Annotated in this window: 14 protein-coding genes; 6 read left to right on the top strand and 8 right to left on the bottom strand. The window is 51.2% G+C overall.

Going from position 1 to position 17864, the window contains the following annotated elements; genetic code table 11:
* Nucleotides 1-10 precede the first annotated feature (10 nt).
* The 3 genes from HBA55_RS04590 to HBA55_RS04580 all read left to right on the top strand — a co-directional run bounded on the left by HBA55_RS04590 (nucleotide 11) and on the right by HBA55_RS04580 (nucleotide 3359).
* Complete coding sequence (locus tag HBA55_RS04590; RefSeq protein WP_166987692.1) at nucleotides 11-1516, top strand: phosphotransferase family protein; 1506 nt, start codon at nucleotides 11-13, stop codon at nucleotides 1514-1516.
* A 12-nt stretch (nucleotides 1517-1528) separates the two neighbouring features.
* On the top strand, nucleotides 1529-2539 hold the full coding sequence (locus tag HBA55_RS04585; protein ID WP_166987690.1) for a DUF7064 domain-containing protein: 1011 nt from the start codon (nucleotides 1529-1531) through the stop codon (nucleotides 2537-2539).
* A gap of 76 nt (nucleotides 2540-2615) precedes the next feature.
* A complete protein-coding gene (locus tag HBA55_RS04580; RefSeq protein WP_166987687.1) occupies nucleotides 2616-3359 on the top strand; it encodes a hypothetical protein in 744 nt (247 codons plus the stop codon).
* Here HBA55_RS04580 and HBA55_RS04575 read toward each other — a convergent pair.
* The 7 genes from HBA55_RS04575 to cofH form a co-directional block, all read right to left on the bottom strand.
* A complete protein-coding gene (locus HBA55_RS04575) occupies nucleotides 3339-4238 on the bottom strand; it encodes a nucleotidyl transferase AbiEii/AbiGii toxin family protein (RefSeq protein ID WP_166987684.1) in 900 nt (299 codons plus the stop codon). The two genes, HBA55_RS04580 and HBA55_RS04575, sit on opposite strands and share 21 nt — an antisense overlap.
* Entirely contained in the window at nucleotides 4231-5004 is a 774-nt protein-coding gene (locus tag HBA55_RS04570; RefSeq protein ID WP_166987681.1) for a type IV toxin-antitoxin system AbiEi family antitoxin, read from the bottom strand. The genes HBA55_RS04575 and HBA55_RS04570 overlap by 8 nt, the downstream gene beginning before the upstream one ends.
* 228 nt (nucleotides 5005-5232) lie before the next feature.
* Complete coding sequence (locus HBA55_RS04565; RefSeq protein WP_166987678.1) at nucleotides 5233-6231, bottom strand: AraC family transcriptional regulator; 999 nt, start codon at nucleotides 6229-6231, stop codon at nucleotides 5233-5235.
* Nucleotides 6232-6250: 19 nt separating this feature from the next.
* Nucleotides 6251-7000, bottom strand: a complete 750-nt coding sequence (locus tag HBA55_RS04560) for a hypothetical protein (protein ID WP_166987675.1) — start codon at nucleotides 6998-7000, stop codon at nucleotides 6251-6253.
* Between the two features lie 27 nt (nucleotides 7001-7027).
* Nucleotides 7028-7297 (bottom strand): hypothetical protein, encoded by a 270-nt coding sequence (locus HBA55_RS04555; protein WP_166987671.1) that lies wholly within the window; start codon nucleotides 7295-7297, stop codon nucleotides 7028-7030.
* A gap of 452 nt (nucleotides 7298-7749) precedes the next feature.
* Nucleotides 7750-8415, bottom strand: a complete 666-nt coding sequence (gene npdG / locus HBA55_RS04550) for an NADPH-dependent F420 reductase (protein ID WP_166987668.1) — start codon at nucleotides 8413-8415, stop codon at nucleotides 7750-7752.
* A 25-nt stretch (nucleotides 8416-8440) separates the two neighbouring features.
* Nucleotides 8441-11470: a 5-amino-6-(D-ribitylamino)uracil--L-tyrosine 4-hydroxyphenyl transferase CofH gene (gene cofH / locus HBA55_RS04545; RefSeq protein WP_166987665.1), complete on the bottom strand. Its 3030-nt coding sequence runs from the start codon at nucleotides 11468-11470 to the stop codon at nucleotides 8441-8443.
* 176 nt (nucleotides 11471-11646) lie between these two features.
* On the opposite strand from cofH, the gene HBA55_RS04540 reads away from it, so the two are divergent.
* A complete protein-coding gene (locus HBA55_RS04540; RefSeq protein ID WP_166987662.1) occupies nucleotides 11647-12687 on the top strand; it encodes an LLM class flavin-dependent oxidoreductase in 1041 nt (346 codons plus the stop codon).
* Nucleotides 12688-12768: 81 nt separating this feature from the next.
* A complete protein-coding gene (locus HBA55_RS04535; RefSeq protein ID WP_166987659.1) occupies nucleotides 12769-13716 on the top strand; it encodes a LysR family transcriptional regulator in 948 nt (315 codons plus the stop codon).
* A gap of 15 nt (nucleotides 13717-13731) precedes the next feature.
* Here HBA55_RS04535 and HBA55_RS04530 read toward each other — a convergent pair whose 3' ends face one another.
* Nucleotides 13732-14661, bottom strand: a complete 930-nt coding sequence (locus HBA55_RS04530; protein WP_166987657.1) for a LysR family transcriptional regulator — start codon at nucleotides 14659-14661, stop codon at nucleotides 13732-13734.
* 346 nt (nucleotides 14662-15007) lie between these two features.
* Here HBA55_RS04530 and HBA55_RS04525 point away from each other — a divergent pair, with 346 nt between their 5' ends.
* Nucleotides 15008-17338 (top strand): TonB-dependent receptor, encoded by a 2331-nt coding sequence (locus HBA55_RS04525; RefSeq protein WP_166987655.1) that lies wholly within the window; start codon nucleotides 15008-15010, stop codon nucleotides 17336-17338.
* The last annotated feature ends 526 nt before the right edge of the window (nucleotides 17339-17864 follow it).

Here is a 17864-nt window from a genome sequence, read left to right as displayed (position 1 = left end):
GTACCCCTCCATGCTGTTTCCCGCCGTGCACAAACTGGCCGCCATACAGAAAGAATTTGCCAGGATTATCCCCAACCTGCCCGACGCCCATCAAGCCGGATCTCCAGCCCAGGTGATCGAAGCCTGCCTGAAGATGCTGTATTGGCGTGAGCACCAGAACCTGGCCTTTATCGAAAAACAGGAGGCGACTCTTGCTGCCACCTTGAACGACGCAGTGGTGCTGCTCAACAATGATGGGAGAGTTTCCGCTGCACTGGTCCAGCCCTTCGAGCAATTGCGAAAGGCATTACTTCATCATAACGAGGAGCGCTGCCTTAGCGCCCGGGAAGAACAGTGGCGACAGAATTTGGTCACACTCGAACAAGCCTTGGTCGCCGTTGCTGCTGCCGACGAAGTCTCCGAAGCTACCCGACATTCATTAGCCGGCATTATGGGGCGTTGGGAAGCCAAGGATCTTCAAGAACATATGAACACGCCCGACCGCATGGAAGAATCGGACACGTCGGCAACCGACATTGATACCGATCAATGGCAATCCTACCTGCGTGAGCGTTTCAGTGAAGCTGACCTTATCGTCACCGAATTTAAGTCCCTGTCCGGTGGTTTTGGCAAACAGACGATTCTCTTTAGCGCCAGTGGCAAAGCGCTCGATGGGGATTACGTGATTCGCCGCGACTACACCAGCGACGGCCTGGAAAACGACTGCCATACCGTCGACAAGGAATACGCCGTCATTCGAGCCGTACACGCAAGCGGCTTCCCGGCACCCGATGCCCTGTGGCTGGATACCGATCACCCGCAACTGCCCGGCGGAGATTTTATCGTCATGCGGCGATCACCGGGGGAAACCGGAGGCACCGTGTTCTCCTCCCATCAAGCGGTTTCTGAAAAGCTGGTTGACACCCTTGCCCTTGCCTGTGCGCAGCTCCACAGTCTGCCACCACTGACATCCCTGGGAAACCTGACCAGCAGCATTTGCCTGAAGTCCTGGCAGAACTCCACCCAGGAGGTGGTGCACGAGTATATCGACGAGTGGTACCGCATGTACCTGAGCAGTGACCATACTCCCTCCCCGGCGCTGGCCTGTCTCTACGGCTGGCTACTGGACAATATTCCCCAAGTTGACGGAAATCCGGTGCTGCTGCACGGAGATATCGGTTTCCAAAATATGCTGTTGGTGAAAGGCGACCTCAGTTGCCTGGTGGACTGGGAGTTTGTGCATGTGGGCGACCCGGCTGAAGATCTGGCCTATATCAAGAACACCGTCGGTCATCTGCTTGATTGGGATCGATTTATGACGAGCTACACACGGGAAAGCGGGTTCGATATCGACGAAAAACGCCTGCGCTACTTTCAGATTTGGGGCCAGGTCCGCAATGCCACCGCGGCCAATATTATGTCTACCCTGTTTGCCAGGGGCGAAGCGGAGGAGCTGAAGCTTGCAGTGCTGCCCTTCACTTACATCAGTCAGTTTATCGACGCAGCGCAGCAATTGATTGAACAATACGAACATTAAGGAGAAGCGAAAATGGCTGAAGACAAGCCCTTCTGGGAAACGAAAAACACCGCCTTCGCAACGGCAACAGCTGCAGATGATTTTCTGCATCCTGAATTTCGGCAACAGATCACTGACCCGTCACTGACAGAAACCCAGTATTTCGGCTTTAATATCCCGGAAGAAAATATTCACGGCCTCTGCTACATGTGGCACCACCCCAACCTGGGTGTTGTGACCGGCGGCGCCTGGGCCTGGCAGGGCACCAAGCGCTACAACCTGCAGTGTGAGCTGTACGACTTCGTCACCTTTATGAGCGACGAGTGTCTTAGCAACGACCTGCATGACTATACGCTGGACAACAGTTATCGCGCCCAGGTGCTGGAGCCCCTCAAAAGATATCGTATCCGCTACAGCGACCCTAAGCAGAACAACTCGTTCGACATTCACTACCAGGCGGTAACCGCGCCCATGTTGCTCAGCAGCGGTCTGCACCTTGAGCAGCCCCTGCGCGCGAAGGGCCAGTTGCGATTGCTGGGTAACGATTATGAAGTGGATTGTTACACTGTTCGCGACCGCTCCTGGGGCGCCCCCCGCCCCGAGGTGCACCAGGACTTTCCGGCCATGGCCTGGATGACCGGCGTCTTCAACGACGACTTTGCCTTTGGCTGCACCGCCTTCGACTCGCCGGACTCCGATCCGGAATGGGCCGGCATCCTGGAAATACCCGGCGGTGAGACCGTCAAGGGCGGCTGGGTGTACACCGAGGGCGAAATGGTGCCCATTGTCAACGCCCTCAAGAAGACCGTTCGCGATCCCAACTCCCTCTACGTCCAGACGCTGGAAATGGAACTGGTCGATGCCATGGACCGAAGTTTCCTGATCCGGGGCGAGGCCAGGGCCTCGGCCGAATGGCATACCTGGCATAACTTCAGTTCGGTGATTTCCCTCACCCGTTGGGAGTACGATGGCCTGGTGACCCACGGAGATCATCAGGAGTGCTTCTGGCAACACTATGTGCGGGCCATGAACCCACGGAGATAATACGCATGATAAAGGTATCTTTGGATACCTTTATCATGTACACTGCTGATTCTGACTAACCGCTTCGACCGTGATAATGAGCAATCCCGAATCGCCAACCTTCCTGCACGCCCTAAGCTATGATGCCACCGCCACCCTGGCCGCTACTGATGCCAATTTATGGCCGGTGGTATTCTGGTGCGCGATCAGCTTTTTGGGTGCTTATATGCAGTACTTCGGCGCCATCAAGAACGGTTTTCGCGATAAGACTCACGCCATACCGGTGGGCTGTAACCTGTGGTTTTTCGCCCACGACACCACCTTCGTGATGAACTTCTCGCACTGGTTTTACACCGTGGATCACTGGTTGATGAAGGCCTTTTGGGTCATGTTGGTGCTGTTCGCTCTGCTGGAAGCGACCGTTATCTATCAGGTACTGCGCTATTCACGGCATAAGGTGTTTCCGGGTCTGACCCTGCCACAGGCGGTGGGCGTTTATCTGCTATGCCAGATCGCCGCTTACATCGCCTTTTGGTGGTTTCACCAGATTATCGAGGACCCGCTGTATTTGCTGAGCTTTACCACCACTGTGATACTGACGCCGGTGCTGACCATTCCATTGATGTTGCAGCGCAACTCTCAGCAGGGTTTCTCACCCTTTATGCTCTGGGGGTATGTGTTTTTGGCGGTGGGCTTCTATCCGTGGATGTATCTGGTGGACCCGTATTTTACCAGCCCACTGTTTGTGAGTTTGGGGGTTGCGAATATCGCGATTGCGCTGGTGACGTTGTGGATGTATTACCGGTTGCCGAGATTTCAATTATCGTCCGAACAAGTCTGAAAGCTTGTTTAGCTGTTGATTATACAAATCGGGATTATTGGTTTTAAATTTTTGCAAATTCAATAGTTTCCAACGGACAGATGGGTAATTTTGAAAATCGTAAACACTCCAATCAGGCGAGAGTTTATTGAATCGCAGTAAGAAGTCTTTGTCCTCCTCAGCCAAACAACTTTTGATAGTACCAATGAGTAGAAGGCGTGTTTGTTCGAAATCCTCGTAGGAGAAATCGACACCGCTCATCCCTTCAAATTGATTAACGAAGGCAGAACTCTGATCGAGCAAATTAGGATCAAGCATTTCATGAGTTGGCCGATTGCTGCTTACCAAACCATAAATTAGCCCCAACTTGGTTTCGCCGGTGAGATCATCATTGTCTAACAAGAGCTTTACATCAAACATATCTCTTGGATGCTGTCTATCGAGAGCAGCGCATATTTTCCCGCCATATAGCTGCGCAATTGGCACTAGCGGTACTACACAAAATACATCAAATTGTTCCTGAGCAGTCTCGCAGAGCGGAGCACTGACAGCATTACTCAGCAACCCCCGACCAACCATGTTAACTTCTACCTTTATAATCACTCCATTTTCGCTGACTTGAAGTTTACATACGTTTTCTTTGTGTGAAACCTGCAACGAAGGTCGTAAAGCTTCAACACGGTCTTTGATGCGTAGAAGCGCGCTGTTAATTCCAATTAAAGCTTCATCTCGCGCCGAAATTTCCACATAGGTCAAGTCAATATCAACCGACAGTCGTGGCATGTTCTGCACAAACAGATTGATTGCGGTTCCGCCATGCATCGCAAAACACTGTTCTTTGGCGACTTCGGGTAATACTTCTAGCAGAAGTTTAACCTGGGTTTTATAGACCTCATTCATCCTGCATCTCCAATTCCCTTGGTACTGTTATCTGGTATTTGGGAACGTAAATTCCTCTATCCGCGATAGCTCGTTTGCCCGCGCCCAAGTCGATCTTTTCCAGCTTTAAATAGTTCAACCATTCATGGCCGGCTTTATCAGCTAAATAAAGAAACAGTCTCTTAACCTTGACCGATGTACAAGATTCAAGCAGCTTTTGCACAGATGCTGGACGGAGGTTATTCAAACTTTCCATTAGCTCAAATACTTCCATTAGCGGTTGATGCTTCGGAACGAGGTAAAGGCATTCCATTAGTGCCCGTGCTGGACTGGATACTTTCACCTCAAAGCTCTTGTACCCTATTTTGGCCAATCCCAGCGTTGGAGGTAAAAACGACGTCATTCTGCAATCCACACTCAATTCCCAGTCGCGTTTCGAGAACCAGAGAGGTAAACGCTCCTCACTGCCACCAAAAAGCTGAGCCCGCTTGGCGGAAAATTCCAGGTACTGAGCTTTTCCCTGCAAAGATAAGGCGGTTTTTGCCGCCGGGTGTACTGAGAGACCTAACTGAGTTTGCAGCGAATACACAGCCCCCAAGTAATCCACATCATCACGGTGGCGTATCAACGCACCTGTGCCGATGGGATCAAACCAGCCACTTTTGCGATAGCGCTTCTGAAGATCATGGCTATAGCCCTGTTCCGACAACCAAGACGACGTCAGCACTATGCCCGGTGGCATAGTGCTGAGCAAGAGGTTTAATTTTGACTCGTTTTCGGTACTCATAGCACCAATCTAGGCTATTTTTTAAACCGAATCAACTGGGATAGTTTATATTTTCAAATTTAATGGTACTTTTAGTACCGTAAATAGATAAAATATAAACTTTTATGGATCCAAAGAGTTGATTTAGACAAGCTCTAAGACGCGTCCTCAGACAGTCACTGAACAGCTAAAAAACGAAATTTCAGTCTTTCGACTGACTATTGGTGTCGGGAAATGATGGTCATCCCGTCAGCCCCCCAGAGATTGACGAAAGCTACTGATCGTCTGAGAAGTCCAGTTTTTAAACGCCTTGGAAAACGCCTTGGCGTCCTGGTAGCCCAGAAGGAAACCAATCTCTTGATTGCTAAGATTGGTCTGGGTCATATACTGTTTGGCCAGATCGGCGCGAAACTGGTTGATCAACGCCTGGAAATTTACCCCCTCTGCCTGCAGTCGCCGACGTAGGGTTCGGCTACTGATGTGTAGCTGATCGGCAACGCTCTCAAGACTGGGCAACTCACCCTGACTATGCAGAAATAACTGACGAACCTTTGCGGCCAAAGGCCGATCCCGAATAATTTGTTGCATGACCTGCTGGCAGTGCTGCAGACAGAGGGCATAGAGTTCATCGTCGTTATGCTGAATCGGGGTATCCAGCGTCGGTTGTGTGATGGTAACGCGGGTGATTCCCGCGTTAAAACTCACCGGGCAATTCATTATCTCCCGGTAACGCTGCTCATGGGAGGGAGGGGGATAATCCAGTTCCAGATGGGAAAAAACGAAGGGGGTATTGGTAGCCGCTTCCGCGACGACCTTGCCGACGGTAAATATCTCTTCCATGCAGAAAGTCAGGGTTTCGCCTAAGGGAACCGTTTCATGAAAAGTTACCCCCCAACAGCCGTCCTGCTGCCAGATTTGCGGGTGTACCATATTGCCGACCAAGTGGTGGCTATAGGTGTGCCAGAGTTCGGTAAACTCGCGCATGGTTCTGGCCGACATCAACGCATAACCCATGATGCCGAGGTCTGAAAACCTGACACTCTCGGAGATAGTAAAACCCAGCGCTTCGTCTTGGGTGAGATGCCTGAGATTGGCAATGACCTGCTGGGTCTGCCAGCTGTCAATCAGGTAGTGTTTGTCATTGAGTTTGTCGGCACTGATGCCGGTATTGGCCAGCACCTGCTGATCCGAGAAGCCCCTCTGCTGCATCCAGTTCAGGTAATGTAGAATCTTGGTGGGGCGAAACATTTCTCAGATCAGCATTTTCTCATGTGTTGGCAAGTTTTAGGGATTCAACATGGTTGATACCAGAGTTTCCTTGCTGTTCGGGCTCATAGGCCGGAAATCGTCTCATCAGCCAGATATTGGTCGCCCCCCAGAATACCGAGAGTACCGTCAGGGCAATATAGGCGGGCGAACGAAACACTTCGTCCAACGGCCAAAAGGCGCCCTGAAAAGAAAGCATAATACCTATGACGCAGAATTCCAAGCGCGTGGACTGACCGCGCAGCGACTGCCTCTTGACCAGCAGCGCTGTGCTGAAGGGCAAAGCCCAAAAAGCCGTTACCGGGAAGGAGATCAAATAGAGGTCGTCATTGAGAACGCTCTTGATCACCAGCCAAAGCACGCCAATACCCAGTGTTGCTGCAATCACCAAGGCCGCAAACTGCCGCTGGGAGACCATGGGCAACAGTTCTTTGCGACCGTATCTGATCACCATCCCCACCAGCGTGAACTCGATCAATGCTGTAAAAATCAACGCCACCCACCAGGCTTTGCACCACCAGTGGTTATATTCGACGAACCATTTCTCATACTGAAGCACAAAAATCAGATCATGCATCGCAAACCAGCCGACGGCGGCCAGGGGCGCAGAGTAGGCAGCGTGCTTCAAGGTCAACCGGAACGACTCTATCAGGAATATAAAAGTGCAGATGGCGGCAGCGGCGAAGAACAGCAGCACCGTTATCGTGTTTTCATCAATAGCCTGCAGTACCGCGTGGGGATCGTAACTCATCACAGCGTCCTTATTTTTTGTTCTGTGTTATTGCGAGACCTTCTCCCTGACGATGGCAGTCAACGCCAGGGCAATGGGACCACCCAGCAGACCGAAAACCGTCTGCACCATGACGCTGATGCCCAACACCGGTTCGCCCATCAGCAGCATTTCGCCGTGCTGACCGGCAAGAATGCCGCCGACAGCACCGGCGAGCAGATTCATGGCCATACCCTGGTGAATTGCCGGGCAGCGAAAACCCGCGATATAACCGCCGAGCAGACCGGCCAGCATACTGATCAAGAGAAGCGTCAACATCGAGTGTTCCTTTGAGTAAAGGTTTTGAGAAAATTGACGTTTGATTATATCGGTTGTGAGCATGAAGGCAGGCGTCCAATGTGGACGGAGGTGGGGCTGGATGAGGCCAGTGTAATGTCCCTGGGTTGCATCTCTGGCATACCATCCGAGGGTTTGAGGGTGATGGTCCACCAAGCGAGTGCTGAGAGTAGCTACCCTCGATAGAGATCCCAAACTTGATCAAAACCAATATCGTCAACGCTGTCACAATAGTATAAGCGACATCCCTGCACCAATGGCCAACCGCGCAGCACTGCCAGTCACCCAGTCCTATATGGTCATTGAGGAGCACATACTAGTTTTTGAGGTGCACGTCGCTGTATCTGACCACGTACTACAATCATGTCGCGGTTGGTTACCGTTTGGACCTCTGTTGCCTAAGCCGCAGGGCACCCAAGGTACCCTGGTTATCTTCAACCCTGCAATCCGGTAATCCGAATCCCAGTATGGGCTTTGTACTGCTTATTGATAAAGATCAGAAGTGATGTCATTGCTTCCACCGCCGCCGCGTTGTTAATCGGACCGGCATGAAAACCACGCAATCCACAAGCCTCCACTAGCGAGATCACCTCTGCCCGTGCCTCCTTGTTATTGCCACAGACCAGAACATCGCAATCTTGTTGGCCGCCTGACTGTAGATGTAGAGCGGCAACGTTCTGGAAGGCCGATACCACACGCACCTCTTCCCCGAGTAGCTCCTGCGCGATCTGACCGGCGGACCCCTGCGCAGGCAACTCTACTCTGGCAACTTTAGGAGGGACCAACGGCACTGTAACGTCGATAAGGATCTTTCCGATCAGTGCCTCGCGAACCTGCTCCAGAGTGGCCGCCTGATGAGCGAATGGCACAGTCAGTACGACGACATCGGCACTCGCCGCGGCCTCTTTGTTCTGTTTCGCCGTCAAGGATGCTGCTATCTCCAGTTTTTCAGCCAGACTGGCTACCACCTCCTCGGCTTTTTCCAGTGTACGCGAACCAATAATCACTTGGTAACCCGCTTCTATCCAGCGGCGAGCAAGACCGCCACCCAGATCACCGGTGCCGCCCAGAATCGCCAATATCGGTTTTGTGTCTGTCATGTTAGTTCCTCAAAGAATCTGTCGTTTAAACAGCGACCAGCTCAATCATCTGATCACCGGGGTAGGATTGTGCAGCCGGGACGCCACCCGTTTGTGCCAGTCGCTGATACAACGTGGAGCGCCGCTGGGGTTGCCTTCCGGAGGCTTGAATTTTCTCGACCAAAGAATACTCGTCCATAAACTGCCCATGTTTTGCGCCGGCAGCTCGAGTAATACTCTCGTTCATCAGCACACCGCCCAGGTCATTGGCGCCTGCGTGCAGGCACAGTGCCGCACCCTCCAACCCCATCTTTACCCAGGAACTCTGGATATTGTCGATCAATCCGTGAAACACAATGCGGGACACGGCGTGCATTAGAATGGCCTCGCGCAGCGTCGGACCCTGTCTGGCACGCCCTCTTTTATAAACCGGTGCCTCATGGGCAACAAAGGGCAGTGGTACGAATTCGGTAAAGCCTCCGGTTCGCGATTGCAGACGGCGAATTTTTAGCAGGTGCGCCGCCCAGTGTTCGTAAGTATCCACATGCCCAAACATAATCGTCGCCGTTGTATGTAGATCGAGTTCATGGGCCGTTTCTATGACTGACAACCATTGCTCGGAACTGAGCTTGTCTGGGCAGATCTCACTTCGAACTTGCCCGTGCAGAATTTCTGCCGCCGTTCCCGGTAACGATCGCAATCCGACGGATTTCAACGCCAGCAAGAAATCCTTCACCGATATGCCCAAGGTGTGCGCTCCGTGCCAGACCTCCAGCGGAGAAAACGCATGAATGTGCAGGTCAGGCTCTGCCTCTTTGACGGCTCGGCAAATGTCGAGGTAAGTTTGGCCCGTAAAACTGGGATGAATACCACCCTGAAGGCAAACTTCAGCAGCGCCTTTGACCGACGCTTCTCTCGCCAAGTGAGCGACGTCCCCAGGTGATTTCAGGTAGGGTGCATCACCGCTGCCCCCGTGTTTCTTACCTTTGGAAAACGCACAAAACGAGCAGCTGAACGAACAGATATTGGTATAGTTTATGTTTCTGTTGACCACGTAGCTGACGCTATCACCGCTAGTCAGTGCGCGCATATCATCGGCAACAGAGCATATCGCTGCGAAGTCATCACCCCGTGCAGAGAACAGTCGTGCAATCTCCCCTTCAGACAGTGCTTTTGTCGGATGGGACTGATACTTATCAAGTATGACCCGAATGCTGGGCGTTGTTGCGGCCACTTTCTTTGCCAATACCTGCTCTCGTACCGTCGGCGTCGGATGTTCACTGACGCCACTGACCCAGTTGTCCTGCCTTGCCAGGCCCTGCCCATCTGACAGATTGAGCACGGCGGGCCATAGGCCCGAGTCCAGCCAGTGCGCTTTCTGCCAGAGAAATTGAGGATAAATCGTCAGCCTTTGTTGCAGAATCTTTCCCGTGGCAGCGGTTTCCGACGCCAGTATGTCAATCTGGGGCCAGGGTGATTCCGGGTTGACGTGATCCGGGGTCAGTGGTGAAACACCCCCCCAGTCGTTAATCCCGGCATTGATCAGTCTCTGCAAATTGCCACCATTGAGATTCGGGGGAACCTGGATGCTCATTTGGGCACCCAGAATCAATCTCGCCACGGCGATCGTCCACAATAGATCGTCATTATCTGGTTCCACGGCATTTGCCATCTTTGTGCCCTCTTTGGCGACAAAGTTTTGTACGATCACCTCTTGAATGTGTCCGTAGCGTTGATGCAATTCACGGATGGCCAACAGAGAATCGATCCGCTCCTGCCGGGTTTCACCAATGCCAATAAGAATACCCGTGGTCATGGGTACCTTGGCCCGACCCGCGTCAGCCAGTGCTTTTAGGCGAACCCCTGGCTCCTTATCGGGCGAGCCAAAATGGGCGTTACCCTTTTGGCACAATCGGGGCGAGACGCTTTCAAGCATCAAGCCCATGGAGGCAGAGACGGGTCGCAGCATTTTGTAATCATCAAGGCTCATGCAACCGGCATTGATATGGGGCAATAACCCTGTCTCTTGCAGCACCCGACCGGCAATATGGGCGACGTACTCCAGAGTGGAGTTGAAGCCCATTTTCTCTAGGGCTTGCCTGGCCACCCGATAGCGCCGCTCCGGCTTCTCGCCCAATGTCAACAACACCTCTTTGCAGCCCATTTTTTTGCCTCGATGCGCAATAGCCAAGACGGCTTCAGGACTCATATACGGAGAATCCACATGCCCGGGTGTGGTGGCGAATGTGCAATAGTGGCACACATCTCGGCACAATCGCGTCAAAGGAATAAACACCTTTCGAGAATAGGTGATCACATTGCCAAAATGCTGGTCACGAAGATCGGCTGCCATTGCCTTAAGTTGCGCTAAAGAATCCCGCTCAATCTCCTGCAGCGTCGTTCCTCCATGAACAGCGGCATACAGCAAACAATAGGTGTGACTGGCAAAAGCGTTATCCCTATTAGACATATCCTCGAAGAACGCATCCACATCTTCCAGATAATCCATATCACGGCTGATGCCATTTATCTGAGCGATGGCAGGGTCAATACCCAGTTCTCTGCACTGCTGAAGGTGTTTCTGAAAACTGGCCACACCGAACTGAGGTGTAAATCCAGTATCGGTATCCAATATGAGTAGATTCGTGCCCTTTTCGTCATAGGAAGGTATGCCCCCCAGACGGTGCAAGTCCAGCTCCCGAAGCGCTTGCTCAAGATCATTCCTGGTGAGCAAAGGAATATCGGCGGGCAAGATGACTACACGTTTGACACCGTCCTCAGAAAGGGTCTGCAATCCCTCTGCAATTGCGCCATTCATATCGCAACCAGGAGGCTCAGGGATAACCCTGACATTGGGTAGGGATTGCGATATGCTCGTTTCTGAAGTCACCACAGCCACACCGGCAATATCTGAAACTCCGGACACCGACTCCACCACATCCATCAGCATCGCCCGCGCCAAAGCCTCTGCGGATACACCATACTTCTGGTGCAAACCCTGCCTTAGCCGTTTCTTGGCCTCAGTGAACCGCTTAACAGGGATCAACGCCCAGGGACTCTCTGCTGATATCGACATAACCGTGTATCTCTTGCGATTTGACAGACAATAGTACGGTCGGGTGCTCCCAAATTTGAATTGAATTTGACGCAAAACGGGCTTGACCAAGAATCAATTCCGAAGGCGATCGACAATCGGTAAATTCATACCAAAGCAATCGCGTATCACTCAATTAAACAGGAAAAGCAGCGGCTATGGCACACAAAAGAAAATCCCAACTCGGCATTACCATGCCTGGCATCAACCAACCCATGCACAAATTCCCGGAGTTGGCTTCCCTGGCAGACCAGGCAGGTTTTGATTCCGTCTGGGGTTATGAGTTTTACCGCAATGCCTTTGTAATGCACGCACTCGCGGCGACGCAAACCAAGAACATCAAATTGTGCACCGGCCTGGCCACCGCAGCGCAGCGCACCCCCTTTGAGATGGCAAATGCCGCCGCTGATGTAGACGAGTTATCCGATGGTCGCATGCTGATTGCCACCAGTATTGGCGGGCCCGCTTTTGCTGAGCACTTCAATGGTGTCGACATCGACCGGCCAGCCGCCCGAATGAAAGAGTATATTCAGGTGTTGCGTCTTTATTGGGATCACATGCATACCGGTGAGGCCAAAGAATTTCAAGGCGAGTTTTATCGTTTTAGCACACCACCCTTTAACCCGTTTGGTGGCCGCACCCTGACCCGCCCCCGCATCCCGGTCTATCTCGGTGCAGTGCGTCCGGCAATGCTGCGCTTGGCGGGCCGCAGCTGCGATGGCGTTTTGGCCTGGTTACTACCGCCAGAACACGTACGTGACATTATTATCCCTCAGGTAGACGAAGCTGCTGAGAAAGCCGGTCGCGACCCCAGCGACGTTGATATCGCCTCCTACGTGATTTGCAGCATCTCGGAGGATCGAGAAGAGGCCATGCGACGAGCCAGAATCCAGGTCGGCTGCTATGTTGCCTACCCCACCGCCGCAGAGATCTGCGAACAACATGGTCTCGGTGATGATCAACGTAAGGTCGCTGAGGCCCTGTTCCAAGGCGGTCCCGCCGCTCTGGCCGATGTTACTTCAGATGCCCTGGTTAAGAAATTCTCCATCAGCGGCACCCCCGAAGAAGCCAAAGCGCAGATTGACGAGTACCAAGAGGCCATTCCTCACCTGATTCTGCACACGCCCTATGTGCCTCCCCTGAGTGCAGCAGAGAGTGAAGACGCTTTCAAGAATATCGTTACCACCTTTGCCAGATAATAACCACACAGAATTGATCAATAGCATCTGATTTGCTCTAATAGTTGTATCACCTTAGTGACATCGGTTAGTGCAAGTCAGATGCTGGATCGCCTCTCAAGAACAGATTTAAATCTGCTGGTAGCCTTTCAGGTTCTCCTGGAAGAGAAAAATGCCGCCCGTGCCGCCAAGCGACTGTTTATTACACCGTCGGCCATGAGCCGTACCCTAAGCCGGTTGCGGCAGGTCTTTGACGACGAGCTGTTTATCCGCCAACCGCAAGGGTTGAAGCCCACTCCAAAAGCTGAATCGCTGGCTCTTCCTATTGAGCAAGCATTGCATATTCTACAAGGCGTTATCAGCCCGGAACCGTTTGAGCCGGCTAACGCGATTGGTGAAATACACTTGGGCATACCCGAACCGATTTCGGTCTTTATGGTTCCCGAACTCGTACAACGCGTTAAACAGGACGCTCCTCAACTGATCTTGAAGTCGCACCCGGTCATCGACGATTATTGCGACAAGCTCGAAGCAGGCAGCCTGGACTTTGTCATCTATCAACAGGAGAAAAAGACTGAGTTTAACTCTCAACTGATCGGCAGTTTTGATCTGGCCTGCCTGATGCGAAAAGGTCATCCTTACGAGAACAAGACATCGATTCCTGGTGAGTTGTTTTTCGATTCAGATCATATTCTCTACACCATACCGTTGATCTACGAAGAAAAGCTGGTCGACTTTGTCAATCAATCGCTACATCATGATGACAATAGGCATTGCCTTATGGAAACAACGCAATTACTCACGGCAATAGAATTAGTTATCAATAGCGATGCCTTGCTTTTACTTCCACCCGGAACCAAAGATCTCGCAGTATGCCGCAACCAACTGGTTGAAAAACCCATAGTCGACATGCCCATCAACAATGCTGTCAAAAATCTGTATCTGACCCAACACCAGCGTAGTTTGAACTCTCCGTTGCATTTGTGGCTGGCCGTACAGATTGCTGATACTGTAGGTGAGCGTTTTCCCATAAACCTCAACAGCGCATAATACAGAACCTATTTCTTACCTGAGCGTATCCGCTGCCACTTCTGCAATCTTTTCGGTAAACCATTGGTGCAGAGGGAGGTTAAGTGTTCGGAGATGTTGTGTAAGGTACATGTCAATGGTTTCGGCCTCTGGAGGAATATTTTTTATCGGTTTGGCTGTGAGCTTGTCGCCGCATGCGACCAGATCAAGCATTCCGATCGATCCCAGCATGACAGCTTCCGAATTCAGCAAGACCTCAATCCCCAGGAGAAGCTGCGTGGTTTCCAGTGCACAATGATTTTGAGCCTCCTGAACTTCCGCGTCCTTCATATAGCTAGACCAGGTTTCAATACCCACATTGGGCAGAGAGTATATAACTTTTCTTATGGTACGGAGTTCATTCCAATCTATGTACTCCTTATCGCTCAGAGGGTGGTTCTTTCTCATGATACAGAAAGGTTTCAGAGAGCCGACTTTATTGCTCACCAACTCTGGACCCGTTTCAAGCTGATACAAATAAAAATCCAATAGTCCGCTTTGCAAGGACTCCCGATAGTCCCCAACCAGGTTGTGCGAGGCCAGGATTACATTGGGAGCTTGTTGTTCCAGAATTTGTAGAAGCGCGGGAACAACGCATATGCTCGTGGGTTCCGTAATCCCCAGATGAATGACACCTCTGGCGGAGGCTGGGTCAAATGGCGTCGGGTGAACCATGCCATACACGGTTTTCAGCGTTTCTTGCAGCGGTCTGGCAAGCTGCTCTGCTTTGGGAGTCGGTTTGAGACCAAAACCTTGTCGAGTAAACAACTCATCGTCGAAAACCTGACGGAGCCGGTTGAGTGTCTTGCTCATTGCTGACTGAGTGATAAACATCCGTTCAGCGGCTTTAGTTGTATTCCGCTCCTCCAGCAACACCTGAAGGGCAATGAGTAAGTTCAGATCAATACGAGATAATTGGTCGTACATATTAGTTCTGCCTAAAGCGAAGATCGGGCGACATTGGGGGGATAGTTGTGCTCATAAGCACAAGAATAGGAGTTTGGAATACTGTTATCAATCATCAACCTTGTTAATTGACCTACGAGGGGCAGATTGCCGGTCACCATTTGTTTACCGTGCGATCTAGTCCTGTCAGGAATGCATCATAAGAGCAAGAATCATTATTTGCGCTCTAAGATCAGTACTATCATGAAATATAGTAACCAAGCTTACTTTATTGGTGCGATAGACACCCTCTCTGGAAACTAAACTCTCTATTAAGAGCCATAACTACCGTAGCTATTATAATTAGGTTATATAACGAGGAGCTAATATGAACTATTCTTATAAAGAAGTCGCGCAATCTCTAACATCAATTGGAATCAGGCCACTATTGCCTATTCCACTCATGGTTGCAGCCTCACTTCAATCTTCGCTAGTACAATCAGATACATTCACTCTGGAAGAGATAATAGTTACGGCCCAAAAGCGAGTGCAGAGTTTGCAGGATGTTCCGGTTGCTGTGTCAGCATTGAGCGGAGATGAGCTATTCAGTGGGGGCGTAAGTACTACCATTGAGCTAGAGAAAGTGGTTCCTAATCTAGCTATCAATAACAACGGGGCATTCACAGCGATCTACTTGAGGGGAGTTGGCACCCAGCTAGCTAACGCGGGACTGGAAAGCAGCGCTCCAGTCTACCTGGATGATAGCTACATGCCGCGTGCCTACGGGGGACTATTTGGCTTTGGAGACGTAGAACGAATTGAAGTACTCAAAGGGCCGCAGGGCATCCTCTTTGGACGCAACGCCACGGCTGGCGCCATTCGGGCTATCACTGCTGATCCAGCGGATGAGTTTGAAGCGCGAGTATCCTTGATCGCCGGCGACTACGACACCCGTGGCATTGAGGGTATGGTGAACTTGGCTCTTACAGACACTGCAGCATTGCGCCTGACCGCCCGCAAAGTGGAACAGGATGGCTATATCGATAACAAAACGCCAGGTACAAGTGTGTCAGAGTTTGGTGGCAAAGACGAAGAGGCATTCACAGCCAAACTATTGCTGACCCCCTCAGAAGAGTTCAGCATTAAAGTATCCACCGATTATACCGAAGTAAACGGCTCTGTAGGCTCTGGCCATCGTGCGCTCTTTGATGCGCCTTCACAGTTGGGAACGGCGTTGGGTGGTTGTAGTCCTTCAGATTTTTACGAGGTGTGCAGTAATGGCAATGGTTCTGTTCCGACAGCAGATGACGGCGTCATCAAAGCCTATGGCGGTGCAATTCGCGTCGATTACGAGTTAAGCAATGCAACCTTTTCAAGCATTACATCGGCGCGGATGCAAAGAGACAAATCCTATGCAGATGCGGACGCTACTGGCGCGACCTTGCTGGGTGTTTCCGGTGAAGGGCAAACGGATCAATACACTCAGGAGTTTCAGTTAGTCTCCAGCAGTGATAGCAATTTGCAGTATGTCGTCGGTTTGTACTTGCTCAAAGAAGAGTCTGATTTTGCATTTGCACTACACGGTGATTTGATCGATGCACAATTACAACAACAATTTGGGTTGCCGGCTCTGGTGCCTAACAGTGCATTCGGCGCCCATGGCGAAGTTGAAGTAGAGTCGTTTGCACCCTATATACAACTTGACTACGAAATCTCAGAAGCGTGGTCTGCCACTTTGGGGGCTCGCTATACCAATGAGAAGAAAGATCTACTGAGTAACACGCTCTACCCTGGCGCGGGGGCATTGGCGTCTGACGGATTTTGGGGCAATACCGTTGGTATTGTAGTTGACCCGGGCCAGGATATGGATTTCGAGGAATTTACTCCATTGGTCACTTTGACCTACCGACCCGATCAAGACTGGATGCTGTACGGTACATACTCACGTGGCTTTAAAAGCGGTGGATTTAATCTTCCCGGCTTTGGAGTAATCGATCAGGTAGACTCCGAAATTCTGGATATGTTGGAGTTTGGATGGAAATTCCAAGGATCAACCGTGCGCTTTAACGGCGCATTGTTTCACTACGACTACCAGGATTTACAGATTCAAACTTCGGACCCCGAAACCTTATCGACCAACGTACGGAACGCTGCCACGGCGACAGTAACAGGCTTGGAGATGGATCTGACCTGGGCCGCTACGGCGAATCTTGAGTTAGGAGCCGGTGTTGGCCTACTCGACAGCGAGTACGATGACTTCCCAGACAGTCTGGGTTATATCCCTTGTACTGACTTGGCTGCTGCAGAACAGCCGGCTACCTGTACACCATTTGGTCCTGGATTGGTAGTTGGTGTTGCGGAGCTGTCTGAAGACGCATCAGGCAATGATTTGGCCAATGCGCCAGAAGTAACTGCCTACATACGTGGGCAATACTCCATGGATCTTGAAAAGATTGGCACATTGGCATTCAGCAGTGTGATCAGTTACCGTTCGAAGACCTTTTACGATTCATCGAATCGTTTTGAAGATCCCAGTCGAACTCTGGTAGGGGTGCAGGCGTCTTGGACGTCCGTTGATGAAATGTACCAAGTGACTGCGTCGGTTGATAACCTCACTGATGAAGAATACAATTTGGTTGTATTCCCGCAGGGAACCGGTGGTTGGCAGATTCCAGCAATGCCGCGTCAGGTTACAGTGCAATTCACTGCAAATTTCTAACTCCTTTAGGTTTCCCTGCTAAAGAGCCTCTAAACCGGAGGCTCATCTATCCTTCGTGTTCCAAACCCGTCATTGCCGACGGGTTTTACAATCATAGGAATATAGACTTGAATATCGGAGATGTTCACCCCGAGTTGCGCTCCGCCTACGCTCGTATGCCTTCATTACCGTTTCAAGGACGTGCTTTTCTGTATGGAATACGTTTCATGTCCTGGTTCCTGTTGCGAAGGAAGGCCGTTAAGGACGTCGAGATTTCCGTGCACCCCATCGATGACTGTTCCGTGCACCTTTATCGTCCGAAAGCACCTCGCTCCAGATCGGCATGGCTCTGGATTACTGTTGGGAACAACAGTTCCTGAAGCATCCATTTCCAAAGGCTTTAATCATCAAGTCCACGACTTCTTAGCTAAGCACTTACTACTTGGACAATACACACATTCATGAGCACTTTTAAAATGATTATGAGGCCCAGTACCTAGCATTCAAAATCATTATTAATCTAGAGCGTCAGCACCTAATATTGAAC

Origin of the sequence: Pseudomaricurvus alkylphenolicus, assembly GCF_011683955.1 — a bacterium.
GTDB classification, from domain to species: Bacteria; Pseudomonadota; Gammaproteobacteria; order Pseudomonadales; family Cellvibrionaceae; genus Pseudomaricurvus; species Pseudomaricurvus alkylphenolicus.
Note: the sequence above shows the minus strand (reverse complement) of the source record. Positions and strands in the feature narration are given on the sequence as shown.